The organism is Acidovorax soli, from assembly GCF_900107605.1.
Lineage (GTDB): Bacteria > Pseudomonadota > Gammaproteobacteria > Burkholderiales > Burkholderiaceae_C > Acidovorax > Acidovorax soli.
In genome coordinates, this window is the sequence record NZ_FNQJ01000003.1 from 15,420 (window position 1) to 38,885 (window position 23,466).

Consider the following 23,466-nt stretch of genomic DNA (forward strand, 5'->3'; position numbering starts at 1 on the left):
GGAAAATCAGGCCGCCTGCAGCGCGGCGGATGCAGCATTCTGCGGCAGCCCCGCCTGCCACAGCGCGCCATGCAGCGTTTCGCCCGCCAGCCCCCCCGCCACGCGCTGGCGCAGGGCCAGCAGCGCAGCCACGTCGATGCCGGTGGCCACGCCCATGCGCTCCAGCATGAAGGTCAGGTCTTCGGTGGCAACGTTCCCGCTGGCGCCGGGGGCGTGGGGGCAGCCGCCGATGCCGGCCAGGCAGGCATCGAAGCGGGTGATGCCCGCCTGCCAGGCCGCGTAGACATTGGCCAGGCCCATGCCGCGGGTGTCGTGGAAATGGGCGCACCACAGGCGCTCGCCGACCAGGGCGCGGGCCTTCTCGAACAGGCGCCGCACGCTGGCCGGGTCGGCATAGCCCACGGTGTCGGCCAGACTCACGCGGTCGGCACCGGCGTCGAGCAGGGCTTGCATCAGGCGCAGCACCTCCCCCTCGGCCACCTCGCCCTGCAGCGTGCAGCCAAAGGCCGTACCCACGCCGCCCTCGATCAGCGTGCGGCTACCGGCAGCGTCGCGCGCAGCGCGGATGCGCGCCACCTCGGCCACCACCTCATCAGGCGTCTTGCGCAGGTTGGCCAGGCTGTGGGCGTGGCTGGCGGACAGCGGCACGATCATGAGATCGGCCCCGCACTCCAGCGCGCGTTCGGCCCCCTTGAAATTGGGTACCAGCACCGAGGCCAGCAGGCCCGGCAGGGTTTTGGCGTGGGCCAGCACTTCGGCGGTATCGGCCAGTTGCGGCAGCAGGCGGGCGGGCACGAACGAGCCCACCTCGATCTCGCGCTGGCCGGCCGCGTAGGCGGCATCGATCCATGCGAGCTTGCGCGCGGTGGGCAGCACCGTGGCAATGCTCTGCAGGCCATCGCGCAACCCGACCTCGCGGACAACCGCCCGGGCAGAGCCAGAGGCCAAAGAAGAAGTCGATGATGGGATGTGGCTCACACTAAGTCTCCAGGCAGACGGGGTTGTGGGATTCTAGAAATTCCCACAAGAATCAGAAAATACATTTTGGAATCCTTATGATTCCCAAATGGAATATCAAAAAGCATTGCCCCCATGCGCCACCTGGACCTGCTGACCCTGCGGCTGTTTGCCGCCGTCTGCGAGCAGCGCAGCATCGCCCGCGTGGCCGAGCAGGAGTCCATCGTGGGCTCCGCCATCAGCAAGCGCCTGGCACAACTCGAAGACACCGTGGGCACACCCCTGCTGGTGCGCAAGCGGCGTGGCGTGGTGCCCACCCCGGCGGGTGAAACCCTGCTGGAGCATGCCCGCACCATGCTGGCCAGCATGGGCCAGATCGAGCGCGACATGGCGGCGTATGCCACCGGCATCCGGGGCCATGTGCGCATGCTGGTGACGGCCTCGGTGATGGCCGAGTCGCTGGCCGACGATGTGGCCGCCTTTTTGCAGCACCCGGCCCACCGCGACATCCAGGTGAGCATGGAGGAGCGCGTGAGCCCGGACGTGGTGCAGGGCATTCACGAGGGCAGCGCATCCATCGGCATCTGCTGGGATGCCGCCGACCTCTCGGGACTGGAAACCTGCGCCTACCGCAGCGACCACCTGGCCATCGTGGCCCATGAGTCCCACCCGGTGGCGCAGGCGGCCAGTGTCTGTTTCGCGGAGGTGCTGGGGTACGAATTCGTCAGCATGCCGGCCCTCAGCGCCGTCCAGGTGCTGCTGGCGCGCGCCGCTGCCGTGGAAGGCAAGACCCTGGCACACCGGGTGCTGGTGTCCAATTTCGACGCAGCCCTGCGGGTGGTGAGCGCCAACCTGGCCATCAGCGTGGTGCCGCGCGAGGTGGCCGAGCCCTTTGCCAGGACAGCCGCAGTGCGCATCGTTCCACTGGGCGACGCCTGGGCCCGCCGGAGCTTTGCCGTCTGCTACCGCAGCAGCCAGGCGTTGACCCCCTGCGCGCGCCTGCTGGTGGACCACCTGGCGCGCGCGGGCCACGCCGGCATCCCGTACTGAGGGCCCCGGAGGCCCGCCGCACCAGCGAAAGCAGCCCGGACGCGTACCATTTCAGGCCGCCGACCCGCCCCGTCGACCCGGTTCCGGCTTCGTGGCCCGCATGCAACACTTTAAAATGATTTGGGGCTTTCCTGAAGGTTGGATCATGTGTACTGTGCCTTTTGAGCTACCAAACTTGTAGCAAAAGAGGTTACGCGCTATAGTCGCAGCGCTCCCTCGGACGTGGTGCCTGTCGCGCCGCCCCGAACTTTGACCCACCACTCGCGCGAGGAGAAACATCCATGAGCTCCAAAGAGAATGCCGCCATCAACCAGCTGTTTGAACGGCTCGAATGCCGTTATGCACTGCGCGTGCTCTGGGCCTTGCGGGATGGCCACCCCCAGACCTTCCGTCTGCTGCAAGACAGCGTGGGCGGCATCACACCCAACACGCTGAACACCCGCATCAAGGAATTGCGCGAGGCCGGCTTTGTCGACCATGGCAGCGACGGCTACACCGTCACCCCCTCGGGCGCCGATCTGCTCAAGCGCCTGTCCGACGTGCAGGCTTTTGCCACCCGCTGGGTGGCGGGCCGTGCCAAGAAGGCCTGAAGCAGCGTCCATCCGCCGAGCCGGGTGGCCCCGCCCGCTCGCCAAGCCTTCGCTAGAATATGGAATAAATGGCTGCCAACGCTCTACAAAAATGCATTGGCAGCTATATTTTTAATAGCATTCAAGGAATTTCATCATGGCACTGACCACCACTGCATCCGGCCTGCAATACGAAGACACCGTCGTCGGCGAAGGCGCCGAAGCCACCAAGGGCCAGAACGTCTCGGTGCACTATACCGGCTGGCTGTACAACAACGGAGAGCAAGGTGCCAAGTTCGACTCCAGCCGCGATCGCAACGACCCCTTCGCCTTCTCGCTGGGCGCCGGCATGGTCATCAAGGGCTGGGACGAGGGGGTGCAGGGCATGAAGATCGGTGGCCAGCGCACCCTGATCATTCCCGCCGCACTGGGCTATGGCGCGCGCGGCGCCGGTGGGGTGATTCCTCCCAATGCCACGCTGAAATTCGATGTGGAACTGCTGGGCGTGCGCTGAAGCAGCACCCCGTCCTTTCACTTCAGCAAGCGGCCCGCGAGGCCGCTTTTTTGATTCCGCCCGTTGAAACCTGACCCAAGAGCAGCATCAGCTGAACAAGGCTTTTTCCAGCCGGGCAAATTTGGCATCGCCGACGGCATCCCGGATCTTGGGAGCCAATGCCGCCAGGTCATCAAAACTGCCCGCCCCCTCCACGGCCAGATTCAAGCGAAAACCGCGCAAACCCAAGCCAGCGGTCAATTCGGTGGCAATGAGGTAGGCGGCCTGGTAGCGCTCTGTATCAGACCGGCCACTGACCTCGTCCGACAACTCCAGCGACGACGAGATGCCATCACCGCCTGCCAACGACAACCCGGTAACCGCCAGCCCGGTGATCGGCTCCAGCAGCCCTTGCGCCAACATGGTCTGCACGTCTTCCTGGGTGATCCCCATCCCAGCAGTGGCTGCAAGCACGTCACGGGTCGTTCGTTTGCCATCAAACAAAATGAAAGCGGTGCGCTGGCGAGATGTCAGCCCCCCTTGCCTGTCTTTCAGAGACTCCTGACCCGCTTGCGTTTTAACCAGTACCATGTGCCTCCTTCAAAGGTGGGATGACACGGCACCGGCGGTGCGTGCAATCTTTTGAAACAGTCTCGCAGGTTTGCCGCGTTTTGACATCGGGGGTTTCCATCAAGCAGGCACCTCGACAAACCGGCAATGGCCGCCGGCCAGGCCTTCACCGTGCGCAGGCAACTGGCCCTCACATCTCGGAGCGCACCACGGGCAGCGCGGGAGCCGGTCGCGTGATGCGGCTCACCACGGCGGCCACGATCAGCCCCGCAGGCACTCCAAACACCCCCGCAGAAATGGGTTGGATGCCAAACCACAGGCCATCCGCGAGCAGCCAGCCCACCCATGCGCGCATGGCGGCAACATGCGAAAGCATGTAGTACACCGCAACGCCCAGCCCGGCGAGCATGCCGGCCACCGCGCCCTGGCGCGTGGTGCCACGCCAAAAGATGCCCAGCACCATTACCGGCACAAAAGCCGATGCCGCCAGGGAAAACGATGCCGAAACGAGCGGCAGAATTTCGGCCGGCTTGAGCGCCGCCACGAATGCCGCCGCCAGCGCCACGGACAGCAAGGTGAACTTGGTCAGGATGACGCGCTGCTCGGGCGATGCCTCCCTGGGGGCGCCGCGGTAATAGAGGTCGCGCACCAGCGCATTGCTGATGGTCAGCAGCAGCCCATCGGCCGTGGACAGCGCCGCAGCCAGCCCGCCCGCCGCCACCAGGCCCGACACCACATAGGGCAGCCCCCCCAGCTCCGGCGTGGCCAGCATGATGAGATCGGCCCCCAGGCGGATCTCGCCAAACTGCACCAGGCCGTCGCCGTTCACGTCTTCCACCGACAGCAGCGACGCATCCACGCGCGCCCATTGCGCCATCCAGCTGGGCAAGGTATCGAAGCTGCTGCCCACCAGGTTCTGCATGACCTCGAACTTCACCAGCACCGCCAGCGCCGGCGCGCTGAGGTACAGCAAGGCAATGAAGAAAAGCGACCAGGCCACCGATGAGCGTGCAGCCGCCACGGTGGGGGAGGTGTAGTAACGGGTCAGCAGATGCGGCAGCCCCGCCGTGCCCACCATCAGGCAGAACATCAGTGCCAGAAAATTGCGCCGGGTGAGTTCATACTCCTGCCGCTCGTGCGGCGAGCCGTCAGGGTTGCCCGCATAGGCCTGGCTGTGCAGCGGCAGCCCCCCCAGGGGCCGGGCACGCTCGTAGTTTTCGCGCATCTCACGCGTCCAGCGCTCGCGTGCCGATACCGCATCGCGCGGCAGTGCGACCAGTTCCCGGCTGGCAGAAACGATCAGGCCCACATCGGCATTCTGGTCGCGCAGGGTACGAACACGCTCACGCGCCTTTTCGCGCTCACGCTCCAACGCACCTTCAACGTCCTTGAGGCGCGCCTCGTAGTCCTGGGCCCGCCGCAAATAGGCCACCACCACCTGGTGCTCTGCCGGCGAATCGAGCAGGCGTTCCTCCAGATCGGCAATCTTGCCCAGTTGCGTGCCATAGACCAGCGGTGCCAGCGGGTTGCCCAGCTGCTTGTAGGCCAGCCACGACACGGGGATCAGGAAAGCCAGCAGCAGCACCACATATTGCGCCACCTGCGTCCAGGTGATGGCGCGCATGCCCCCCAGGAACGAGCACAGCAGCACGCCCCCCAGCCCCAGCATGATGCCGATCTCGAACTGCACCCCCGTAAGGCGCGAGGCAATCAGGCCCACACCGTAGATCTGGGCCACCACATAGGTGAAGGAGCACAGCACCGCCGCCAGCGCCGCAATGATGCGCGGCCAGCGGCCACCAAAGCGCACATGGAAAAAGTCGGGCACCGTGTAGAGACCCATCGCACGCAGATGGGGGGCGATCAGCATGGCCACAAGGCAGAAACCGCCAGTCCAGCCCAGCAGGTAGGCCAGCCCACCGGCCTGGCCGCGTGTGCCAGAAAAGCCCTGCAGGTACAGCGCACCCGACAGGCTGATGAACGAGGCCGCGCTCATCCAGTCGGCCGCCGCTGCCATGCCGTTGTACACCGGCGGAATCCGCCGCCCCGCCACGTAATACTCTTCGGGATCGGTGGTGCGCCCGTACACCCCGATGCCGGCATAGACCATCACCGTGAGAAACAGGAAGATCGGACCGATCCAGTGCCGCGACAGCCCCTGCTGCTCGGCCCAGGCCATCAGAATCAGAAACGCCGCCACCCCCACCACATACAGGGCAAAGATGCGGTGCAGGCGCCACAGGTAGGCCTTGTCATCGCCCCCTTGTCCCGCGCCCCCGGGCTCAACCATGGGATGGGGCCCGCTCGATGGTCAGCGCGGCCATCCGCGCGGCGTCCTGGCGCTCAAACCGGTTCATGGCCCAGCAATAGACCACCACGATGGCAATGAACATCAGCACCGCACCCTGTGCAGCAATCCAGTGGCCCAGCGGCCAGCCTGCCACCACGAACGCTTGCAGATCGCGGGCGAAGTAGGCGGCCACGAAAGACACCAGCGCCCACGCCAGCAGCAGCCCCCCCTTGAGCCAGAGGTGGCGCACATCGTGCATGTCTGGCGGGAAGGGGCCCGCCAGTTCGGGTTCGTGGATTTTTTTCAGGGGCTGCATCCAGGGCGTGCTCGCATACCGTGGGTCGGACAAGGGCAGCCCCTGCGCACTCAGCGTGCCAGCTGCTGCCAGGTGGCGATCACGCTGTCAGGATTGAGCGAAATCGACGAGATGCCTTCCCTGGCCAGCCACTGCGCAAAGTCCGGATGGTCGCTGGGGCCCTGGCCGCAGATGCCGATGTATTTGCCCTGCGCCAGACAGGCCTTGATGGCCTGGTGGATCAGCGCCTCGACAGCCGGGTCGCGCTCGTCAAAGTCCTGTGCCAGCAGCTCCAGGCCCGAGTCGCGGTCCAGGCCCAGGGTGAGCTGGGTCAGGTCGTTGGAGCCGATGGAGAAGCCGTCGAAGAACTCCAGAAAGCGCTCGGCCAGGATGGCGTTGCTGGGCACCTCGCACATCATGATGACCTTGAGATCGTCCTTGCCGCGCTGCAGGCCGTGCGAGGCCAGCAACTTGGTCACGCGCTCAGCCTGGCCCAGCGTGCGGACAAACGGCACCATCACCTGCACGTTGGTCAGGCCCATGTCGTTGCGCACTCGCTTCAGGGCTTCGCATTCCATCGCAAAGGCTTCGCCGAAGTCCTCGCTGATGTAGCGGGCCGCACCGCGGAAGCCCAGCATCGGGTTTTCTTCCTCGGGCTCGTAGCGGCTGCCGCCAATGAGCTTGCGGTATTCGTTGGACTTGAAGTCCGACAGGCGCACGATCACGGGCTTGGGCCAGAAGGCGGCGGCAATGGTGGCTACACCCTCTGCGACCTTGTCCACGTAGAACGCGCGCGGGCTGGCATGGCCCCGGGCCACGGATTCGACGGCCTTCTTCAGGTCGGCATCGATCTGGGGGTAGTCCAGGATGGCCTTGGGGTGCACACCGATGTTGTTGTTGATGATGAACTCCAGTCGCGCCAGGCCAACCCCTTCGTTGGGCAGCTGGGCAAAGTCAAAGGCCAGCTGGGGGTTGCCCACGTTCATCATGATCTTGGTCTGGATGGCAGGCATCTCGCCGCGCTGCACTTCGGTCACCTCGGTTTCGAGCAGGCCGTCGTAGATGCGGCCGGTGTCGCCCTCGGAGCAGCTCACCGTGACCAGCGTGCCATCCTTCAGGCGCTCGGTGGCGTCGCCGCAGCCCACCACGGCCGGAATGCCCAGCTCGCGCGCGATGATGGCGGCGTGGCAGGTGCGGCCGCCCCGGTTGGTGACGATGGCGCTGGCGCGCTTCATCACGGGCTCCCAGTTGGGGTCGGTCATGTCGGTGACCAGCACGTCGCCGGGCTGCACCTTGTCCATCTCGGAAATGTGGTGCACCAGACGCACGGGGCCGGTGCCGATCTTCTGGCCAATGGCGCGGCCCTCGGCCAGCACGGCGCCGTGGCCCTTGAGCTTGTAGCGCAACTCGACCTGGCCCTTGGCCTGACTCTTCACTGTTTCAGGGCGGGCCTGCAGGATGTAGAGCTGGCCGTCGGTGCCGTCCTTGCCCCATTCGATGTCCATGGGGCGGCCATAGTGCTGCTCGATGACCACGGCATAGTGCGCGAGTTGCTCGACATCGGCATCGGTGAGCGAATAGCGGTTGCGCTGCTCGGTGGGCACGTCGGTGGTCTTGATGAGCTTGCCGCTCTGCGCCTTTTCATCGGGCGTGGCAAACACCATCTGGATCAGCTTGCTGCCCAGGTTGCGACGGATCACTGCCTTCTTGCCCGCCTTGAGCATGGGCTTGTGCACATAGAACTCGTCAGGGTTCACGGCGCCCTGCACCACGGTTTCACCCAGGCCGTAGCTGCTGGTGATGAACACCACGTCTTCAAAGCCGCTCTCAGTGTCGATGGTGAACATCACGCCGGCGGCGCCCAGGTCGGAGCGCACCATGCGCTGCACGCCGGCCGACAGGGCCACCACATCGTGCGCAAAACCCTTGTGCACGCGGTAGCTGATGGCGCGGTCGTTGTAGAGGCTGGCGAACACCTCCTTCATCTTGTGCAGCACTGCGTCGATGCCATGCACGTTCAGGAAGGTTTCCTGCTGACCGGCAAACGATGCGTCGGGCAGATCCTCGGCCGTGGCGGACGAGCGCACGGCAAAGCTGGCTTCGGGATTGCCTTCGGACAGGGTGGCAAAAGCCTCGGCAATGGCCTTTTGCAGATCGGCCGGGAAAGGCTGGGCCTCGACCATGGCACGGATCTCGGCGCCCACGGCAGCCAGGGCGCGCACGTCTTCGGTGTCGAGCGCTGCCAGCTTGGCGCTGATGCGGTCGGCCAGGCCCTCAAAGGCCAAAAATTCGCGGAACGCGTGGGCCGTGGTGGCAAAGCCCGTAGGCACCCGCACGCCATGCGGCAACTGCGAGATCATTTCGCCGAGGGAGGCGTTTTTGCCGCCTACCGCCTCAACGTCGGTCATTCTCAGGTTTTCAAACGGTACGACCAGGGCGGTCGGGCTGAAAAGTGCAGACATGGGAAAGCTCCAGAAGTTAAAACCGGGTCTGCGCGCCCGCCCGACAGGAGCAGGGAGGGAGCGGCCATGCACGGGCTGCAGCTTTTTGGTTGTGGTTGTGGGCCGACCGGGTGCATGGTGAGAATTGGATAATTGACGCAATTGTAGGCGGGCCGCACCGGCAACCGCCCGACGCTCTTGAAAAGGCCCCCATGCACTCGCGCACCGTATTCTTTGTGTCGGACGGCACCGGCATCACCGCCGAAACGTTCGGCAACGCCATCCTGGCCCAGTTCGAACTGGTACCGCGCCGCGTGCGCCTGCCCTTCGTGGACACCGAGGACAAGGCCCATCAGGCGGTGCGCCAGATCAACCACACCGCCGAGCTGGAAGGCAAGAAGCCCATCGTCTTCACCACGCTGGTGAACATGGAGGTGCTCAAGGTCATCCAGGAGGGCTGCAAGGGCATGCTGCTCGACATGTTTGGCACCTTCGTGCACCCGCTGGAAGAAGAACTGGGTGTCAAGTCGCACCACCGGGTGGGCCGTTTCAGCGATGTCAGCCGCAGCAAGGAATACACCGACCGCATCGAGGCCATTAACTTCAGCCTGGCGCACGACGACGGCCAGAGCCACCGCGACCTGGCCGGCGCCGACGTGATCCTGGTGGGCGTGAGCCGCAGCGGCAAGACCCCCACCAGCCTGTACCTGGCCATGCAGCATGGCCTGAAGGCCGCCAACTACCCGCTGATCCCCGAAGATTTTGATCGCCGCCAGCTGCCGCCGGCGCTGATGGAGTTTCGCAAGAAGATCTTCGGCCTGACGATCAGCCCCGAGCGGCTGTCCGAGATCCGCAGCGAGCGCCGCCCCGACTCGCGCTACGCCAGCCTGCAGAACTGCCGCCACGAGGTGGCCGAAGCCGAGGCCATGATGCGCCGCGCCGGCATCCGCTGGCTGTCCACCACCACCAAATCCATTGAAGAGATCGCCACCACCATCCTGCAGGAGCTGCAGCCGGACCGGCTGGTGTATTGATGCGGCCGTGCGCGGGTCCCCGAGCTGCGCCGCGCAGCCGCCCGGCATGGCCGAACGGCGGCGCAATGCACCACGCGTGTGAGCCCCGGGCCGGGCAGTGGGTCCACCGTCTTTCACCCGATGGACCGGCTGCCCCGGGCCCCATCGGCGCACCCGCCCCCGTGTCGCGCCCCGCGCGCCCTTCAACCACCTGAATGCAGCTGGACCAGGCGTTGGCGCAAGGCTTCTGCAGCGGGAGCCAGCACGCGGTCGCGCCGCTGCAGCAATCCCAAGGTACGCCAGAGGTCGGGTTCTATCAGCGGCACGCCGCACACCTGGGGGTGCTCCGCCGGTAGCGCCAGTTGCGGCAGCACGGCCAGGCCCAGCCCGGCTTCCACCAGGGCCAGCGCTCCGGCAACATGATTGCACTCGTACCAAGCGACAGGTTGCTGGGGCAGATCGGCCGTGGCCTGATCCAGGAGCAGCCGGTTGCTGCTGTCACGCGAGACCGACACCAAGCGCTGCCCCGCCAGTTCAGCCCATGCCACCTCCTTGCGCCCGGCCCAGCGGTGACCCCGCTGCATGGCCAGGACGTAGCGCTCGCGCATCAGTGCCTCGAAACGCAGTGCCGACTCCTGGCTGCCGGTAAAGCTCAGCCCGAAATCGGCGTCTCCCCGCACCACGGCATCGAGCACCTGGTTGGCGCTTTCGTCGATGACGTGCACCTGGACCTCCGGCTGCGCCACCGCGAAGGCCCGCAGAACACGGGGCAGCAGATGGCTCGCCACCGACGGAATGCAGGCGATCGCCACCCGCCCGCGGCGCAGATGGACCTGGTCATTCACGCGCTGCACCGCTTCATCCAGGCCCGCCAGGGCCGTGCGCGCCTCGTGCAGAAACTCCTGCCCCACCGCCGTCAGTTCCACGCTGCGGGTCGTGCGCTCCAGCAACCGGACACCCAGAGCCGCCTCCAGCCGCTCGACGCGGCGGCTGAGGGCCGGCGGCGACAGGCACAGGGCTTCTGCCGCCAGGCGAAAGCTCGCCTTCTCTGCAGTGACCACGAATGCCTGCAGTTCACCCAGATCGAATTTGATGCGCAACATGCAATAGTCCTGTCATAAATTGCAATTCACAGATTATTGCGTCCTACCTAGACTGGCGTCCTTTCGCAAGGCCGACCGTGCATCGGCCACTTCTGGAATCCACCATGCAACGACGCTCCCTGATCGTGGCCGCCGCCCTGGCCACATGTCTCCCCCTGGTCCACACAGCCTCCCAGGCCCAGGACTTTCCTCCCAAGAAGCCCGTGACCCTGGTGGTCGGCTTCGCCGCCGGCGGTTCAGCGGACATCGCGGCGCGGTTGATCGCCAAGAAGCTGGGCGAGAACATCGGCCAGAGCGTGGTGGTGGACAACAAGCCCGGCGCGGGGGGCAACCTGGCCCACGCCCAGGTCGCCACGGGCCCGTCGGATGGCTCGGTGTTGCTGTTCGGCTCCATTGGCCCGCTCAGCATCGCCCCCCATTTCATGAGCGTCCGCTACGACCCGCTCAAGGATCTGGCGCCCATCACCATGGGCGTGAGCTTCCCCAACGTGCTGGTGGTGCCCGCCAGCACCGGCATCAAGACCCTGGGCGAATTCGTGGCCAAGGCCAGGCGCGAGCCGGGCAAGTTCGACTTTGCCTCCACCGGCCCCGGTTCGGCGGCGCACCTGGCCGGTGAACTGCTCAACGACGTCGCCAAGATCGACACTGTGCACGTGCCCTACAAGGGCGGCGCCCCTGCGCTGCAGGATGTCCTGGGAGGGCGTGTGACCGCGTTCTATGCAGCGCCCCCCACCGCCCTGCCCCACATCGAGTCGGGCAAGCTCATTCCATTGGCCACCACTGGACTGACACGTCCTGCCTATCTGCCCAACGTACCCACGGTGGCAGAGAGCTTTCCGGGCTTCAACGCCACGAACTGGTATGCATTCGTGGCTTCGGCCAAGACACCCAAGCCCCTGCTGGACCGCTGGAATGTCGAACTGGTGAAGGTGCTCAACACCCCCGAAGTGCGCGAGAACATGCTCAAGCATGGCCAGACCGCATCGCCCAGCACCCGCGATGAGCTGGGCAAATTCATCGCCGCCGAATACAGCAAGTGGGGCCGCATCATCCACGAGCGCAAGATAACCGCCGACTGACATAGCGGCCCGCAACCCCTACGACATCAATCAGGAGACATGACATGCAAACCTTCAAGCCAGACACTGTGAGCCCCATCGAAATGCCCCGCCGCCGGGTGCTGAGCGCCCTGCTCGGCGCCGCGTTGAGCCTGGGCCTGGCCCTGGGAGCGGCAACGCCCTCCAGCGCCCAGGCGGCAGAAATCCGCGTCGTCACCTCGGGCGGTTTCTCCGCTGCCTACGACCAGCTGATTCCCCTGTACGAGCAGGCCACCGGCCACAAGGTGGTCACTGCACGGGGCGCTTCGATGGGCAAGGCACCCGACTCCATCCCCAGCCGCTTCGCCCGCGGCGAGCAGTTCGACATCGTCATCCTGGCCGACTCGGGGCTGGAGGCCCTGGTGGCGCAGGGCAAGGTGCAGCCCGGCAGCCGCGTGGACCTGGCCCGTTCCATGATCGGCATGAGCGTGCGCAAGGGCACGCCCAAGCCCGACATCAGCACCGTGGAAGCCCTCAAGCAGACCCTGCTGAACGCCAGGTCGATCGCCTATTCCGCCAGCGCCAGCGGAACCTACCTCTCGAACGAACTGTTCCCGCGCCTGGGTGTGGCCGAGCAGATCAAGGACAAGGCCACCAAGATCTACAGCGAGCGCGTGGGCGCGGTGGTGTTGCGTGGCGACGCCGAGATCGGCTTCCAGCAGGTCAGCGAGCTGCTGCCCTTCAAAGAGCTGGAGTTCGTCGGACCGCTGCCGGACGAAGTCCAGCAGCGCGTTTTCTTCTCGGCGGGCGTGGCCGCGGGCGCAGAGAACCCCGACGCGGCGCGGCATCTGATCCGTTTCCTGGCAGCACCGGCGGCAGCCCCCATCGTGCGCAGCACCGGCATGGAGCCTGCGGCCGCCCGCTGACACTGCGTCGACAGCGCTTCAGCCCCTTGCTCCGCGCGCCGGGCGTGCGCACCGGCAGCGCTCGCCCAACGACCTCCCCCCACTGCACCGCCCTCCGGGTGCGGCGCACCGCCGCGCCCCTCACAACGACAAGGAGACCCATGAAACCCCAACACCTGGCATGGCTGGCCGCACTGGCCACACCCGCGCTCACCCTGGCGCAGGGCAGCACCACCCTGTACGGCATAGCCGATGCCGGCGTGCGCCACACCGCCGGCATGACCGCCGCCAATGCACCCGGCACCGCCTCTGCGACCAGCCTGGCCAGCGGCGTCAACAACACCAGCCGCTTCGGATTCCGGAGCCGCGAAGAACTGGGGGGCGGTCTCTATGCACTCTTCAACTTCGAAACCGGTCTGAACATCGACAGCGGCAGCACCGCCAACGCCAAGTTCTTCGACCGCGCCGCCATCGTCGGCCTGGGCGGCGCCTGGGGCCAGGTCACGGCGGGCCGGCAGACCAACTTGCTGGCCGATGCCGTGAGCCCCGTTGACGCGGCGGGCATGCGCTTCGCTTCGTTCAACCCCAACATCGCCACGGCGGCCTTGAGCAGCCATGGCCTGGGCGTTGAATATGGCACGGCAGGTTCTTCCAGCGGCTCTTACCGGCTGGACAACGCCGTCAAATACACAGGCCGGTTCGGGCCCGTCACCGCACGCGCCATGTACAGCTTCGGAGAAAACGCCGGGAACACCTCGGCCCAGTCCTCGGCAGGAGCGGGCCTCGCCTATGCCGCAGGGGATTGGACCGTCTCGGGCGCCGTCCAGCGCTTCAAAACGGCAGGCAACCTGTCGTTGCAGGCCTTCACGCTGGGCGCCGCCTACCAGCTGGGCAGCGTGCGCCTGGCCGCCAACACCGCGCGCAGCGAAGCCGACACGTCCACCACGGCGCGCACGGAACAGCGGGTGCAGTCAGCGGGGGCGACATGGTCGGTGACCGGTGCGGTGGACCTCACCGCCGCCGTGTACCGCCTGGACCGCCAGCGAACCGGCAAGCGGGAAGACGGCTACACCCGGGCCCTCCTGTTTGCCGAGTACAAGCTTTCGCGCCGCACCAAACTGTATGCAGAGCTGGACCGCACCCAGTGGCGCGACGGCTTCCAGGGCGCCGCCAACAGGGACCGCGCCACCGGCATCACCACCGGCGTGCTGCACACCTTCTGACCGGGCTCCAGACCCGGGCATTCAGAGCAAAAAAACGGCGGGACTGCTCCTCACAGCCCCGCCGCTTCCAATGGGATCGCTTCCCGCGCTCACCACATAAGCGCTACCGGCCGATTTCTTCTGAAAATCAAGCTGGCACGCTGGTGCGGATCAAATGATCGAACGCGCTCAGCGCGGCCGTGGCGCCGGCGCCTGCAGCAATCACGATCTGCTTGTAGGGCACCGTGGTGCAGTCGCCCGCGGCAAACACGCCGGGCACGTTGGTCTGGCCCTTGGCATCGATCTCGATCTCGCCAAACTTGCTCAAGGCCACCGTGCCCTTGAGCCAGTCGGTGTTGGGCACCAGGCCGATCTGCACGAACACGCCGGCCAAAGGCACCAGGTGTTCTTCGCCCGTGGCGCGGTCCTTGAATTTGAGGCCGTTGACCTTGCCGTCGGCGCCCGTGATTTCGGTGGTCTGCGCGTTGGTGTGGATAGTGACGTTGGGCAGGCTTTGGAGCTTTTTGACCAGCACGGCGTCGGCCTTGAGCTGGTCGGCAAACTCCACCAGCGTGACGTGCGCCACGATGCCGGCCAGGTCGATGGCGGCCTCGACACCCGAATTGCCGCCGCCAATCACCGCCGTGCGCTTGCCCTTGAACAGCGGGCCGTCGCAGTGCGGGCAGTAGGCCACGCCCTTGTTCTTGTACTCGGCTTCGCCGGGCACGTTGACGTTGCGCCAGCGCGCGCCGGTGGACAGGATCACGCTCTTGGCCTTGAGCGAGCCGCCGTTGGCCAGTTGCACCTCGATCAGCCCGCCCGGCTGTGCGGCCGGAATCAGCTTGTCGGCGCGCTGCAGGTTCATGATGTCCACGTCGTAGGCGCGGGTGTGGGCCTCCAGCGCGGCGGCAAACTTGGGGCCGTCGGTCTCGATCACCGAAATGTAGTTCTCGATGCCCAGCGTGTCGTTGACCTGGCCGCCAAAGCGCTCGGCGGCCACGCCGGTGCGGATGCCCTTGCGGGCTGCGTACACGGCGGCGGCGGCGCCAGCGGGGCCGCCGCCAATGATGAGCATGTCGTAGGGGGCCTTGGCCGACAGCTTGGCCGCGTCGCGCGCGGCGGCGCCGGTGTCGAGCTTGGCCACGATCTCCTCCACCGTCATGCGGCCCGAGGCGAATTCCTGGCCGTTCAGGTACACCATGGGCACGGCCATGATGCCGCGCTCGGTTACTTCCTGCTGGAAGGCGCCGCCTTCGATGACCGTGGTCTTGACCTGGGGGTTGAGGATGGCCATGAGCGCCAGCGCCTGCACCACGTCGGGGCAGTTGTGGCAGGTCAGGCTCATGTAGACCTCGAAGTTGAAGTCGCCTTCCAGGGCCTGGATCTGCTCGATCACGTCCGCCTCGACCTTGGGGGGGTGGCCGCCCGTCCACAGCAGGGCCAGCACGAGGGACGTGAACTCATGGCCCAGCGGCAGGCCGGCAAAGCGCAGCTGGCTGGTGCTGCCCGTGCGCTGCAGCGTGAACGAGGGCTTGCGGGCATCGTTGCCGTCGGTGCGCAGCGTGATCTTGTCGCTGCGCAGCGACTGGATGGTTTGCAGCAACTCCAGCATCTCGCGGGAGGTGTCGCTGTCGTTCAGGGATGCCACCAGCTCGAACGGCTGCTGCACGCGTTCCAGGTATGCCGAAAGTTGGGTCTTGAGTTGTTCGTCGAGCATGGTGGTGTCCTTGTAGATTCGAGTGGCAGAGGGTGTGTGCTCAAGGCGCTTGTGGCGCCGCCCGCACAAAAAACGGACGTAAAAAAGCCGGACGGCATGGCGCGGGCGCCACAGCGTGGTCCGGCTTGGGAGCGCCTCCCAGGCGCTCCGCCGTCAAACAGTCTTGTGGCTTAGATCTTGCCGACCAGGTCCAGCGATGGAGCGATGGTCTTTGCGCCTTCGTTCCACTTGGCGGGGCAGACTTCGCCGGGGTGGGCGGCGGTGTACTGGGCAGCCTTGAGCTTGCGCAGGGTTTCCTTCACGTCGCGGGCGATTTCGTTGGAATGCACTTCCATGGTCTTGATCACGCCATCGGGGTTGATGATGAAGGTGCCGCGCAGCGCCAAGCCTTCTTCGGCAATGTGCACATCAAAAGCGTTGGTCAGCTGGTGCGTGGGGTCGCCCACCAGCGGGAACTGGGCCTTGCCCACGGCGGGCGAGGTTTCGTGCCACACCTTGTGCGAGAAATGCGTATCGGTGGTGACGATGTACACCTCGGTGCCAGCCTTCTGGAATTCAGCGTAGTGCTCGGCAGCGTCTTCCACTTCGGTGGGGCAGTTGAAGGTGAATGCGGCGGGCATGAAGATCACGACCGACCACTTGCCCTTCAGGCTCTCTTCGGTCACGGTGATGAACTTGCCGTTGTGAAAGGCTTCGGTCTTGAAGGGCTGAACTTGGGTGTTGATCAGGGACATTGCTGCTTCCTTGGTGGTTGGTTGACTGAACAGGACTGAAGTCTAGGCTTTTCAAACAAATCAATCCAATTAATTGAATTCATTGAATCAATTGGTTATTGCTATTTTATGACAAGGCCGCAGGCTGCTTCGCCACCCCGCCGCTCCTCGCAGGGGCTTGTGTTGCGCGCGTGCTGCCGGGCCGCGACAATCATTGCCGGAACAACCCACCAAGGAAACCACCATGAAGGGCGACACACAGGTCATTGGCCATCTGCAGGCCCAGCTCAAGAACGAGCTCACGGCCATCAACCAGTACTTTCTGCACTACCGCATGCTCAAGCACTGGGGTTTTGACAAGCTGGCCAAGAAGGAATATTCCGAATCCATCGGCGAGATGAAGCACGCCGACTGGCTGATGGACCGCATCTTCGTACTCGACGGCCTGCCCAACCTGCAGGACCTGGCCAAGATCCAGGTGGGCGAAGATGTGCCCGAAATCCTGGCCTGCGACCTGCGCGCCGAACAAGGCGCCCAGGCCACCATCAAGGACGGCATCGCCCACTGCGAAACGGTGCGCGACTATGTCTCGCGCGACCTGCTGCAAAAGATCCTGGACGACACCGAGGAACACATCGACTTCCTCGAAACCCAGATCGACCTGATAGCCAAGGTGGGCCTGCCCAACTACCTGCAGTCGCAGATGGGTGAAGTGGAGTGACGCTGCGCCGGCGTTGCTGATGCGACGCCTTGGTGCGCCCACACGCCCCGCGTTTCAAGTGCTGCAGGCCCACAGCGCTTGCGGATCAGGCGCAAGCGGCTATCGAAAAAGCGCATTGCCGAGACAGGGCGCCGGATCGGCGCACCCGCCCGCAGTCCGGTCACCGGCGCTCGCGCAGTGCCCGCTCGATGCGGTTGCGTTGCACGGTGGTCTTGGGCACCTTGAAGGGGAACCAGCTGCGCACGTCCTCTTCGAGCCCGATGCCGTGCATGTAGTTGTAGATAGCCTTCTTGAGCGCGCCGCCCAGGGCGTCGTGGTCCACGCCCGTGGGGTCGTGAAAGCCGATGTCGTTCTTGGCAAAGCTCACCGGCGGCAGCGGCTGCAGGGTCACGCCAAAGTCTTCGGGGTGCTGGCCCACCGGTGAGTGCACGGTGCAGGCAAAGCGGTGGAAAAAGCCGCTTTGAATACAGCCATTGGCAAACAGCTGGCGCACGTATTCCAGCGCATCCACGGTGTCCTGCACCGTCTGCGTGGGAAAGCCATACATCAGGTAGGCGTGCACCAGAATGCCGGCTTCGGTGAAGGCCCGCGTCACGCGCGCCACCTGGTCCACCGACACGCCTTTTTTCATGAGATTCAGCAGCCGATCGGACGCCACTTCCAGCCCGCCCGAGATGGCGATGCAGCCGCTGTCGGCCAGCAGGTTGCACAGCTCGGGGCTGAAGGTTTTTTCGAATCGGATATTGCCCCACCATGAGATGCCGGCATTGCGTGCGATGAGCTCGGTGGCCAGCGCCTTCAGGGCCTTGGGCGGCGCCGCTTCGTCCACGAAGTGAAAGCCGGTCTGCCCGGTTTCGCGCACGATGGATTCGATGCGGTCGGCCAGCACGGTGGCCGAGGCGCCTTCGTAGCGGCCGATGTAGTCCAGGCTCACGTCGCAGAAGCTGCACTTCTTCCAGTAGCAGCCATGGGCCACGGTGAGCTTGTTCCAGCGACCGTCGCTCCACAGCCGGTGCATGGGGTTGAGCATGTCGAGCAGCGAGAGGTAGCGGTCCAGCGGCAGGCCGTCCCAGGTGGGCGTGCCCACTTCGGCGAACGCCACGTCAGGTTCATGCAGGTTGATGTAGCGCACCGCGCCGGTCTCGACCTCGCGCACAAAGGTGCGCACCAGCCGCTGGCGGCCGCGCTGGCCCTGCAGATGTTCCAGCAGCGCCAGCAGAGGGCGCTCGCCCGCATCCAGCGTCACGTAGTCGAAGTGGTCGAACACGCGCGGCTCGGTCAGCTCGCGCAGTTCGGTATTGACGAAGCCACCGCCCAGCACCGTGACGATGTGCGGGTGGTGTGCCTTGATGGTCTGGGCAATGCGGAAAGCCGCATAGGCGGAGCCGGGGAACGGCACCGACAGCAGCACCACGGTGGGCGCGTGGCGCTGCACGGCAGCCAGCGTCAGATCGCGCAGGGTGTCGTCCACCAGGTTGGGCGGCGCGGCCAGCGCCTGCGCCAGCGGCTCGAAGGTGGGCTGGCTGCCCGCCAGCGACTCGGCATAGCGCACGAATTCAAAGCGCGGGTCGACCGCATCGCGCAGCACATCGGCCAGGTCGTTCAGGTACAGCGTGGCCAGGTGCTTGGCGCGGTCGTGCAGGCCCAGGGCGCCAAAGGCCCAGCCCAGCGGGTCGCCGCCCTCGTCATCCACGTACACATCCAGTGACGCAAAGCGCGGCCCCTCGGGCAAAAAGTTGCGCCCCACGATGCGGTGCGCCAGGGTTGAATCACGCCCCTGCAAAAAAGCGATGGCGGGCGCGATGGTGGCCACGTAGCGATCGCGCTGCGCCACAAAGCTCTGCACCGCAGGGCTGTGCCTTGGCGCGGGCAATGCGTCCACCTGCGCCGCCACCGCGCGCAGGCCTGCGGGCGACAGCAGTTGCAGCACCAGAGCCAGCGCCAGGTCTTCCTGCACCGCCGCCACCCCGCGCGAACGCAGGAACCCCGTGAGGTATGCGGTGGACGGATACGGGGTGTTGAGCTGCGTCATCGGCGGGATGACGGACAGGACACGAAGGGCAGGCTGGGCAGGCATGGGGGATGGACAGGGTGGCCGCCAGTGCGTGGCGGGTGCGGAAGCGGGTGCTGATTATCGGCGCCCTCACCCAACGACGCCGCCAGGCCCCGCAAGCCATGGCATCCCGTGCGGAAACAGGGCCGAGCCACGGCGCCTCTCGTGCGCCAACACGGGCGGCCGCAGCCAGGCCGTTGCTTGTTTGCTACGCCACGACAATACAAATGAGATCAATTATCATTTGTATCGTAAAATTCGGTTTCCGCAAGCCACAGCCGCCCCGGCTGGAGCCAGCACCCACCCTGCCGAGACTTTTCGGGTTGCCTGGCTTGAACCACTCCATTGCCCCCACGGACCTTCGGTCTGCATCCCTGCCAGCCCGCGATCGGGCCGTGCAGGCGCGGGCAAGGGATTCGCGCAAGTGTCCGCCAAACCGTTAGCGCAAACCGCCCCGCCATGCTTTCTCCCGTCGCCATCCGTCGCTGGTCCTGGGTCCATCAATGGTCCAGCCTGGTGTGTACCGTGTTCATGCTGCTGCTGTGCCTCACGGGCCTGCCGCTGGTTTTTCACCACGAAATCGGGCACCTGCTGGACACCGAGGTCGAGACGCCGGCCATGCCCGCCAACACGCCGCGAGCCAGCCTCGACCAGGTGCTGGCCGCCGCACAGGCACTGCACCCGCAGCGCGTGGTGCAGTTCGCATCACAACCCGAGGACGGCGATGCGCTCTGGTTCGTCACCCTCACCCCCACGCCCGCGCCCACCGACGACTTCAAGTCGATCGCCGTGGACGCCCGCACGGGTGCCGTGCTGTCCGAGCGGCCGGTGGGCGAAGGCTTCATGCATGTGATGTTCCGCCTGCATGTGGATTTGTTCGCGGGGCTGGCGGGCAAGCTCTTCCTGGGGCTGATGGGCTTGCTGCTGCTCGTGGCCATCGTCACGGGCGTGGTGCTGTATGCGCCGTTCATGCGCAAGCTGCGCTTTGGCGAGGTGCGGCAGCACCGGTCCACCCGTGTGAAATGGCTCGACCTGCACAACCTGCTGGGCATCGTCACGCTGACATGGGCGCTGGTGGTGGGCGCCACGGGCATGGTCAACACGTGGGCTGATCTGGTCATCCAATACTGGCAGCACGACCAGCTGTCGGCATTGCTCAAGCCGTATGAAGGCCAGCCCATCGTGCCCGCCATCGAGCGCGGCCCGCTCCAGCACTCGCTGGAGGCGGCACAAGCCAAGGCGCCGGGCACCAGGCTGTCGTTCATCGCGTTCCCGGGCACATCGTTTTCCAGCCCGCACCACAACACGTTCTTCCTGCGCGGCAACACGCCCCTTACCTCGCGCCTGCTGCAGCCGGTGCTGGTGGATGCGCGCACGGCGCAGGTCACCGCGGCCCCCCAATTGCCTTGGTATGTGACGGCGCTGCTGGTCTCGCAGCCGCTGCACTTTGGTGACTACGGCGGCATGCCGATGAAGATTCTCTGGGCGCTGCTGGACATTGCCACCATCGCGGTGCTGGGCAGCGGCCTGTACCTGTGGCTGCGCCGCAAAGCCCCGGCTGCGGCAACGCAGACCGCGTCCACGCCACCCGGCAAGGGCCAACCCCTGGTGGCCACGGCACTCACCCACGGCAAGCACACGGCATGAAAAAGTCGTCCTTTCTCGCCATGTGGGGTTGGCCCCTGGCCCTGGCCGTCTTGTCGGCCTCGGGTCTTGCAAGCGCCCTGGTGTCCGACACCTGGGGCGACTGGTGGTCCTGGCTGGGCCTGGGCCTGCCTGTGGCCGTGATGGGCTGGCACGCCTGGCCCCGTTCACGTGCCCTGCCCGCTCCGCTCGCTCCTGCATCGCATCACCGCTGCGGCGCCGACAACGCTTGCACACCTCACTCAACCCACCGCTGATCACCATGCGCAATTTCCACCTCTCTTCGCCATCCCGCAAACGCCCGGTATTCGCCCCGACTCCCGCCGCCATCGCTGCCGCCATGCTGTGCGTGTTGGCGCTGCCCTCGGCGCAGGCCCAGACAGCGTCCACCACCACCGCGAACGACGACAAGACCTTGTCCACCGTCACGGTGAACGCCAGCGCCGACGCATCGGCCCAGGGCCTGTCGCCCGCCTACGCCGGCGGCCAGGTGGCCCACGGCGGCCGCGCGGGCGTTCTGGGCACGCGCGACGCCATGGAGACGCCGTTCTCCATCACCAGCTACACCAACGAACTCCTCCAGGACCGCCACGCCCGCAGCGTGGGCGATGTGCTGCAAAACGACCCCACCGTGCGCGTGGCGCGGGGCTTTGGCAATTTCCAGGAGGCCTACTTCATTCGCGGCTTCATCCTGGATTCGGACGACACCGCCTACAACGGCCTGTACAGCCTGCTGCCGCGCCAGTACATCGCCACCGAACTGTTCGAGCGCGTGGAAGTGCTGCGGGGCGCCTCGGCGTTTCTGAGCGGCGCCAGCCCCGGTGGTGGCGGCATTGGCGGCAGCATCAACCTGCTGCCCAAGCGTGCCCCCAATGAGCCGTTGAACCGCGTGACCTTTGGCGTGGGCAGCGGCGGCCAGACCCAGGTGGCGGCCGACATCGCCCGCCGCTTCGGCCCGGACGGCAGCACCGGCATCCGCGTGAACGCAGCCTCGCACCAGGGCGGTACCGCCGTGAACGACGAAGACGCCCGGCTCGGCCTGCTGGCCGTGGGCCTGGACTGGCGCAGCCGCGACGTGCGCCTGTCGGGCGATATCGGCTGGCAGGACCACAAGCTCCAGCGCACCCGCACCAACGTGACCCTGGGCCCCTCCGTCGCCAGCGTGCCTGCTGCACCCGACAACCAGACCAATTTCGCCCAGCCCTGGAGCTATTCCAACGAGCGCGACACCTTCGGCACGCTGCGCGGCGAATGGGACATCAACACCAGCGTGACCGCCTGGGCCGCAGCCGGTGCGCGCCGCAGCGAAGAAGCCAACGCACTGGCCAACCTCACCGTCAACAATGCCGCGACGGGCGCCGCCACCACCTACCGCTTCGACAACACCCGCAAGGACAGCGTGAACACCGGTGAACTCGGCCTGCGCGGCAAGCTGCAGGCGGGCGGCGTGGGGCATGAATGGGTAGTGGTGGCCTCGGCATTCAGCGCCGAGAAGAAAAATGCCTACGCCATGGACTACGCCAACACCCAGGCCACCAACCTGTACGGCCCCGTGGCCACCAGCCTGCCCGCCTTCAGCGCCAACGCCTTCCGGGGCGGCGATCTGGCCAACCCGCTGCGCACCGGCATCACGCGCCTGACCAGCTTTGCCGTGGGCGACACCCTTGCGCTCATGGACCAGCGCCTGCTGCTCACGGCCGGCCTGCGCCACCAGAAGATCGACATCGGCAACTACGCCTATGGCACCGCCGCACTCACCGACCGCTACGAGCAAAGCCGCACCAGCCCGCTGCTGGCTGGCGTGTTCAAGCTGGACAAGAGCGTGTCGCTTTACGCCAACTACGTCGAGGGCCTGAGCCAGGGGCAAACCGCGCCCAGCACCGCCGCCAACCGGGGTGACATGCTGGCACCCTACGTCTCCAGGCAAAAGGAAGTGGGCGTGAAATACGACGGCGGCCGCGTGGGCGGCAGCCTGGCCTTCTTCAGCACCGACAAGCCCCGCGCCTACCTGGACAGCAACAACGTCTTTGGCACCAACGGCAAAGACCGCCACCAGGGCCTGGAGCTGGCCGTGCAGGGCGAGGCCACCAAGGGCCTGCGCCTGCTGGGCGGCCTGACCTGGCTGGACGCCAAGCAGCAGACCACCGGCTCGGCCACGACCGATGGCAAGCGCGTGATCGGCGTGCCCAAGCTGCAAGCCAACCTGGGCGCCGAATGGGATGTGCCCGGCCTACCCGGCCTGGCCCTGGACGGCCGCGTGGTGCACACCGGCGCCAGCTACGCCAACGCCACCAACACCCTGCGCGTGTCCGGCTGGAACCGCCTGGACGTGGGCGCCCGCTATCTCACCGAAGTGCAAGGCCGCCTCGTCACGCTGCGTGCCCGCATCGACAACCTGACCAACCGCAACTACTGGGCGTCCGCCGGTGGCTACCCCGGCCAGGGCTACCTGGTGGTGGGTGCGCCGCGCACGTTGTCGATCAGCGCCAGCGTGGATTTCTGACGCGGCCTGCCCATTGGATTATTCTTGTTGAATAGGGGCGCCTCCCGGACGATCATATGGCCGCCTGTGGAACAGATCCGGGGGCTCCTGATACCACGGCTTCATGGCTGTTGAACCGGTGGGTCTTGAGCATATCGGTGATGCACCCAGTCACCACACCGATAGACTTCACATGGCCCATGGTCGCCAG

Annotated in this window: 20 protein-coding genes; 11 read left to right on the top strand and 9 right to left on the bottom strand. The window is 66.0% G+C overall.

Annotated elements, in window-relative coordinates; translation table 11 throughout:
• Positions 1-6: 6 nt before the first annotated feature.
• Positions 7-969: a hydroxymethylglutaryl-CoA lyase gene (locus BLW02_RS03300; RefSeq protein WP_092697211.1), complete on the bottom strand. Its 963-nt coding sequence runs from the start codon at positions 967-969 to the stop codon at positions 7-9.
• 123 nt (positions 970-1,092) lie between these two features.
• Here BLW02_RS03300 and BLW02_RS03305 point away from each other — a divergent pair, with 123 nt between their 5' ends.
• The 3 genes from BLW02_RS03305 to BLW02_RS03315 all read left to right on the top strand — a co-directional run bounded on the left by BLW02_RS03305 (position 1,093) and on the right by BLW02_RS03315 (position 3,090).
• Positions 1,093-2,007: a LysR family transcriptional regulator gene (locus BLW02_RS03305; protein WP_092697023.1), complete on the top strand. Its 915-nt coding sequence runs from the start codon at positions 1,093-1,095 to the stop codon at positions 2,005-2,007.
• Positions 2,008-2,288: 281 nt separating this feature from the next.
• A complete protein-coding gene (locus BLW02_RS03310; protein WP_024814563.1) occupies positions 2,289-2,597 on the top strand; it encodes a winged helix-turn-helix transcriptional regulator in 309 nt (102 codons plus the stop codon).
• A gap of 136 nt (positions 2,598-2,733) precedes the next feature.
• Entirely contained in the window at positions 2,734-3,090 is a 357-nt protein-coding gene (locus tag BLW02_RS03315; RefSeq protein ID WP_092697024.1) for an FKBP-type peptidyl-prolyl cis-trans isomerase, read from the top strand.
• 87 nt (positions 3,091-3,177) lie between these two features.
• Here the strand turns inward: BLW02_RS03315 and BLW02_RS03320 are convergent, their stop codons facing one another.
• The 4 genes from BLW02_RS03320 to ppsA form a co-directional block, all read right to left on the bottom strand.
• Positions 3,178-3,660, bottom strand: a complete 483-nt coding sequence (locus BLW02_RS03320) for a hypothetical protein (protein WP_092697025.1) — start codon at positions 3,658-3,660, stop codon at positions 3,178-3,180.
• A 169-nt stretch (positions 3,661-3,829) separates the two neighbouring features.
• Positions 3,830-5,929, bottom strand: coding sequence for a VC_2705 family sodium/solute symporter (locus tag BLW02_RS03325; protein WP_092697026.1), 2,100 nt, complete (start codon positions 5,927-5,929; stop codon positions 3,830-3,832).
• Positions 5,922-6,245, bottom strand: coding sequence for a DUF4212 domain-containing protein (locus BLW02_RS03330; protein ID WP_092697027.1), 324 nt, complete (start codon positions 6,243-6,245; stop codon positions 5,922-5,924). Before BLW02_RS03330 ends, BLW02_RS03325 begins: the two co-directional genes overlap by 8 nt.
• Positions 6,246-6,295: 50 nt before the next feature.
• Positions 6,296-8,686 (bottom strand): phosphoenolpyruvate synthase, encoded by a 2,391-nt coding sequence (gene ppsA / locus BLW02_RS03335; protein ID WP_092697028.1) that lies wholly within the window; start codon positions 8,684-8,686, stop codon positions 6,296-6,298.
• Between the two features lie 191 nt (positions 8,687-8,877).
• On the opposite strand from ppsA, the gene ppsR reads away from it, so the two are divergent.
• The gene (ppsR, locus tag BLW02_RS03340; RefSeq protein ID WP_092697029.1) at positions 8,878-9,699 is read left to right on the top strand and encodes a posphoenolpyruvate synthetase regulatory kinase/phosphorylase PpsR; all 822 of its coding nucleotides are present in this window, start codon (positions 8,878-8,880) and stop codon (positions 9,697-9,699) included.
• 182 nt (positions 9,700-9,881) lie between these two features.
• On the opposite strand, the gene BLW02_RS03345 is transcribed toward ppsR, so the two are convergent.
• Complete coding sequence (locus BLW02_RS03345) at positions 9,882-10,781, bottom strand: LysR family transcriptional regulator (protein ID WP_092697030.1); 900 nt, start codon at positions 10,779-10,781, stop codon at positions 9,882-9,884.
• 104 nt (positions 10,782-10,885) lie between these two features.
• On the opposite strand from BLW02_RS03345, the gene BLW02_RS03350 reads away from it, so the two are divergent.
• The 3 genes from BLW02_RS03350 to BLW02_RS03360 all read left to right on the top strand — a co-directional run bounded on the left by BLW02_RS03350 (position 10,886) and on the right by BLW02_RS03360 (position 13,946).
• Positions 10,886-11,860 (top strand): Bug family tripartite tricarboxylate transporter substrate binding protein, encoded by a 975-nt coding sequence (locus BLW02_RS03350; RefSeq protein WP_092697031.1) that lies wholly within the window; start codon positions 10,886-10,888, stop codon positions 11,858-11,860.
• A 44-nt stretch (positions 11,861-11,904) separates the two neighbouring features.
• Complete coding sequence (locus BLW02_RS03355; protein WP_092697032.1) at positions 11,905-12,744, top strand: substrate-binding domain-containing protein; 840 nt, start codon at positions 11,905-11,907, stop codon at positions 12,742-12,744.
• A gap of 140 nt (positions 12,745-12,884) precedes the next feature.
• Complete coding sequence (locus tag BLW02_RS03360; protein ID WP_092697033.1) at positions 12,885-13,946, top strand: porin; 1,062 nt, start codon at positions 12,885-12,887, stop codon at positions 13,944-13,946.
• A gap of 127 nt (positions 13,947-14,073) precedes the next feature.
• On the opposite strand, the gene ahpF is transcribed toward BLW02_RS03360, so the two are convergent.
• On the bottom strand, positions 14,074-15,642 hold the full coding sequence (ahpF, locus tag BLW02_RS03365) for an alkyl hydroperoxide reductase subunit F (RefSeq protein ID WP_092697034.1): 1,569 nt from the start codon (positions 15,640-15,642) through the stop codon (positions 14,074-14,076).
• A gap of 170 nt (positions 15,643-15,812) precedes the next feature.
• Complete coding sequence (gene ahpC, locus BLW02_RS03370) at positions 15,813-16,376, bottom strand: alkyl hydroperoxide reductase subunit C (RefSeq protein ID WP_026436333.1); 564 nt, start codon at positions 16,374-16,376, stop codon at positions 15,813-15,815.
• A 223-nt stretch (positions 16,377-16,599) separates the two neighbouring features.
• Between ahpC and bfr the strand changes: the two genes are divergently transcribed.
• Positions 16,600-17,076: a bacterioferritin gene (gene bfr / locus BLW02_RS03375; protein WP_026436334.1), complete on the top strand. Its 477-nt coding sequence runs from the start codon at positions 16,600-16,602 to the stop codon at positions 17,074-17,076.
• Between the two features lie 160 nt (positions 17,077-17,236).
• Here bfr and BLW02_RS03380 read toward each other — a convergent pair whose 3' ends face one another.
• A complete protein-coding gene (locus tag BLW02_RS03380; protein WP_244273607.1) occupies positions 17,237-19,153 on the bottom strand; it encodes a B12-binding domain-containing radical SAM protein in 1,917 nt (638 codons plus the stop codon).
• 435 nt (positions 19,154-19,588) lie between these two features.
• Here BLW02_RS03380 and BLW02_RS03385 point away from each other — a divergent pair, with 435 nt between their 5' ends.
• Genes BLW02_RS03385 through BLW02_RS03395 form a run of 3 tightly spaced genes read left to right on the top strand, consistent with a single transcriptional unit; the run spans position 19,589 to position 23,276 of the window.
• Positions 19,589-20,776, top strand: coding sequence for a PepSY-associated TM helix domain-containing protein (locus tag BLW02_RS03385; RefSeq protein ID WP_092697036.1), 1,188 nt, complete (start codon positions 19,589-19,591; stop codon positions 20,774-20,776).
• The gene (locus tag BLW02_RS03390) at positions 20,773-21,030 is read left to right on the top strand and encodes a hypothetical protein (RefSeq protein ID WP_092697037.1); all 258 of its coding nucleotides are present in this window, start codon (positions 20,773-20,775) and stop codon (positions 21,028-21,030) included. The genes BLW02_RS03385 and BLW02_RS03390 overlap by 4 nt, the downstream gene beginning before the upstream one ends.
• A 5-nt stretch (positions 21,031-21,035) precedes the next feature.
• Positions 21,036-23,276 (top strand): TonB-dependent receptor, encoded by a 2,241-nt coding sequence (locus BLW02_RS03395; protein ID WP_244273608.1) that lies wholly within the window; start codon positions 21,036-21,038, stop codon positions 23,274-23,276.
• The last annotated feature ends 190 nt before the right edge of the window (positions 23,277-23,466 follow it).

What these genes read in the sequence shown, in the direction of transcription:
- BLW02_RS03305 (WP_092697023.1), top strand. Translation starts at nt 1,093, where the DNA reads ATGCGCCACCTGGACCTGCTGACCCTGCGGCTGTTTGCCGCCGTCTGC.
- BLW02_RS03310 (WP_024814563.1), top strand. Translation starts at nt 2,289, where the DNA reads ATGAGCTCCAAAGAGAATGCCGCCATCAACCAGCTGTTTGAACGGCTC.
- BLW02_RS03315 (WP_092697024.1), top strand. Translation starts at nt 2,734, where the DNA reads ATGGCACTGACCACCACTGCATCCGGCCTGCAATACGAAGACACCGTC.
- BLW02_RS03320 (WP_092697025.1), bottom strand. Translation starts at nt 3,660, where the DNA reads ATGGTACTGGTTAAAACGCAAGCGGGTCAGGAGTCTCTGAAAGACAGG.
- BLW02_RS03325 (WP_092697026.1), bottom strand. Translation starts at nt 5,929, where the DNA reads ATGGTTGAGCCCGGGGGCGCGGGACAAGGGGGCGATGACAAGGCCTAC.
- BLW02_RS03330 (WP_092697027.1), bottom strand. Translation starts at nt 6,245, where the DNA reads ATGCAGCCCCTGAAAAAAATCCACGAACCCGAACTGGCGGGCCCCTTC.
- ppsA (WP_092697028.1), bottom strand. Translation starts at nt 8,686, where the DNA reads ATGTCTGCACTTTTCAGCCCGACCGCCCTGGTCGTACCGTTTGAAAAC.
- ppsR (WP_092697029.1), top strand. Translation starts at nt 8,878, where the DNA reads ATGCACTCGCGCACCGTATTCTTTGTGTCGGACGGCACCGGCATCACC.
- BLW02_RS03345 (WP_092697030.1), bottom strand. Translation starts at nt 10,781, where the DNA reads ATGTTGCGCATCAAATTCGATCTGGGTGAACTGCAGGCATTCGTGGTC.
- BLW02_RS03350 (WP_092697031.1), top strand. Translation starts at nt 10,886, where the DNA reads ATGCAACGACGCTCCCTGATCGTGGCCGCCGCCCTGGCCACATGTCTC.
- BLW02_RS03355 (WP_092697032.1), top strand. Translation starts at nt 11,905, where the DNA reads ATGCAAACCTTCAAGCCAGACACTGTGAGCCCCATCGAAATGCCCCGC.
- BLW02_RS03360 (WP_092697033.1), top strand. Translation starts at nt 12,885, where the DNA reads ATGAAACCCCAACACCTGGCATGGCTGGCCGCACTGGCCACACCCGCG.
- ahpF (WP_092697034.1), bottom strand. Translation starts at nt 15,642, where the DNA reads ATGCTCGACGAACAACTCAAGACCCAACTTTCGGCATACCTGGAACGC.
- ahpC (WP_026436333.1), bottom strand. Translation starts at nt 16,376, where the DNA reads ATGTCCCTGATCAACACCCAAGTTCAGCCCTTCAAGACCGAAGCCTTT.
- bfr (WP_026436334.1), top strand. Translation starts at nt 16,600, where the DNA reads ATGAAGGGCGACACACAGGTCATTGGCCATCTGCAGGCCCAGCTCAAG.
- BLW02_RS03380 (WP_244273607.1), bottom strand. Translation starts at nt 19,153, where the DNA reads ATGCCTGCCCAGCCTGCCCTTCGTGTCCTGTCCGTCATCCCGCCGATG.
- BLW02_RS03385 (WP_092697036.1), top strand. Translation starts at nt 19,589, where the DNA reads ATGCTTTCTCCCGTCGCCATCCGTCGCTGGTCCTGGGTCCATCAATGG.
- BLW02_RS03390 (WP_092697037.1), top strand. Translation starts at nt 20,773, where the DNA reads ATGAAAAAGTCGTCCTTTCTCGCCATGTGGGGTTGGCCCCTGGCCCTG.
- BLW02_RS03395 (WP_244273608.1), top strand. Translation starts at nt 21,036, where the DNA reads ATGCGCAATTTCCACCTCTCTTCGCCATCCCGCAAACGCCCGGTATTC.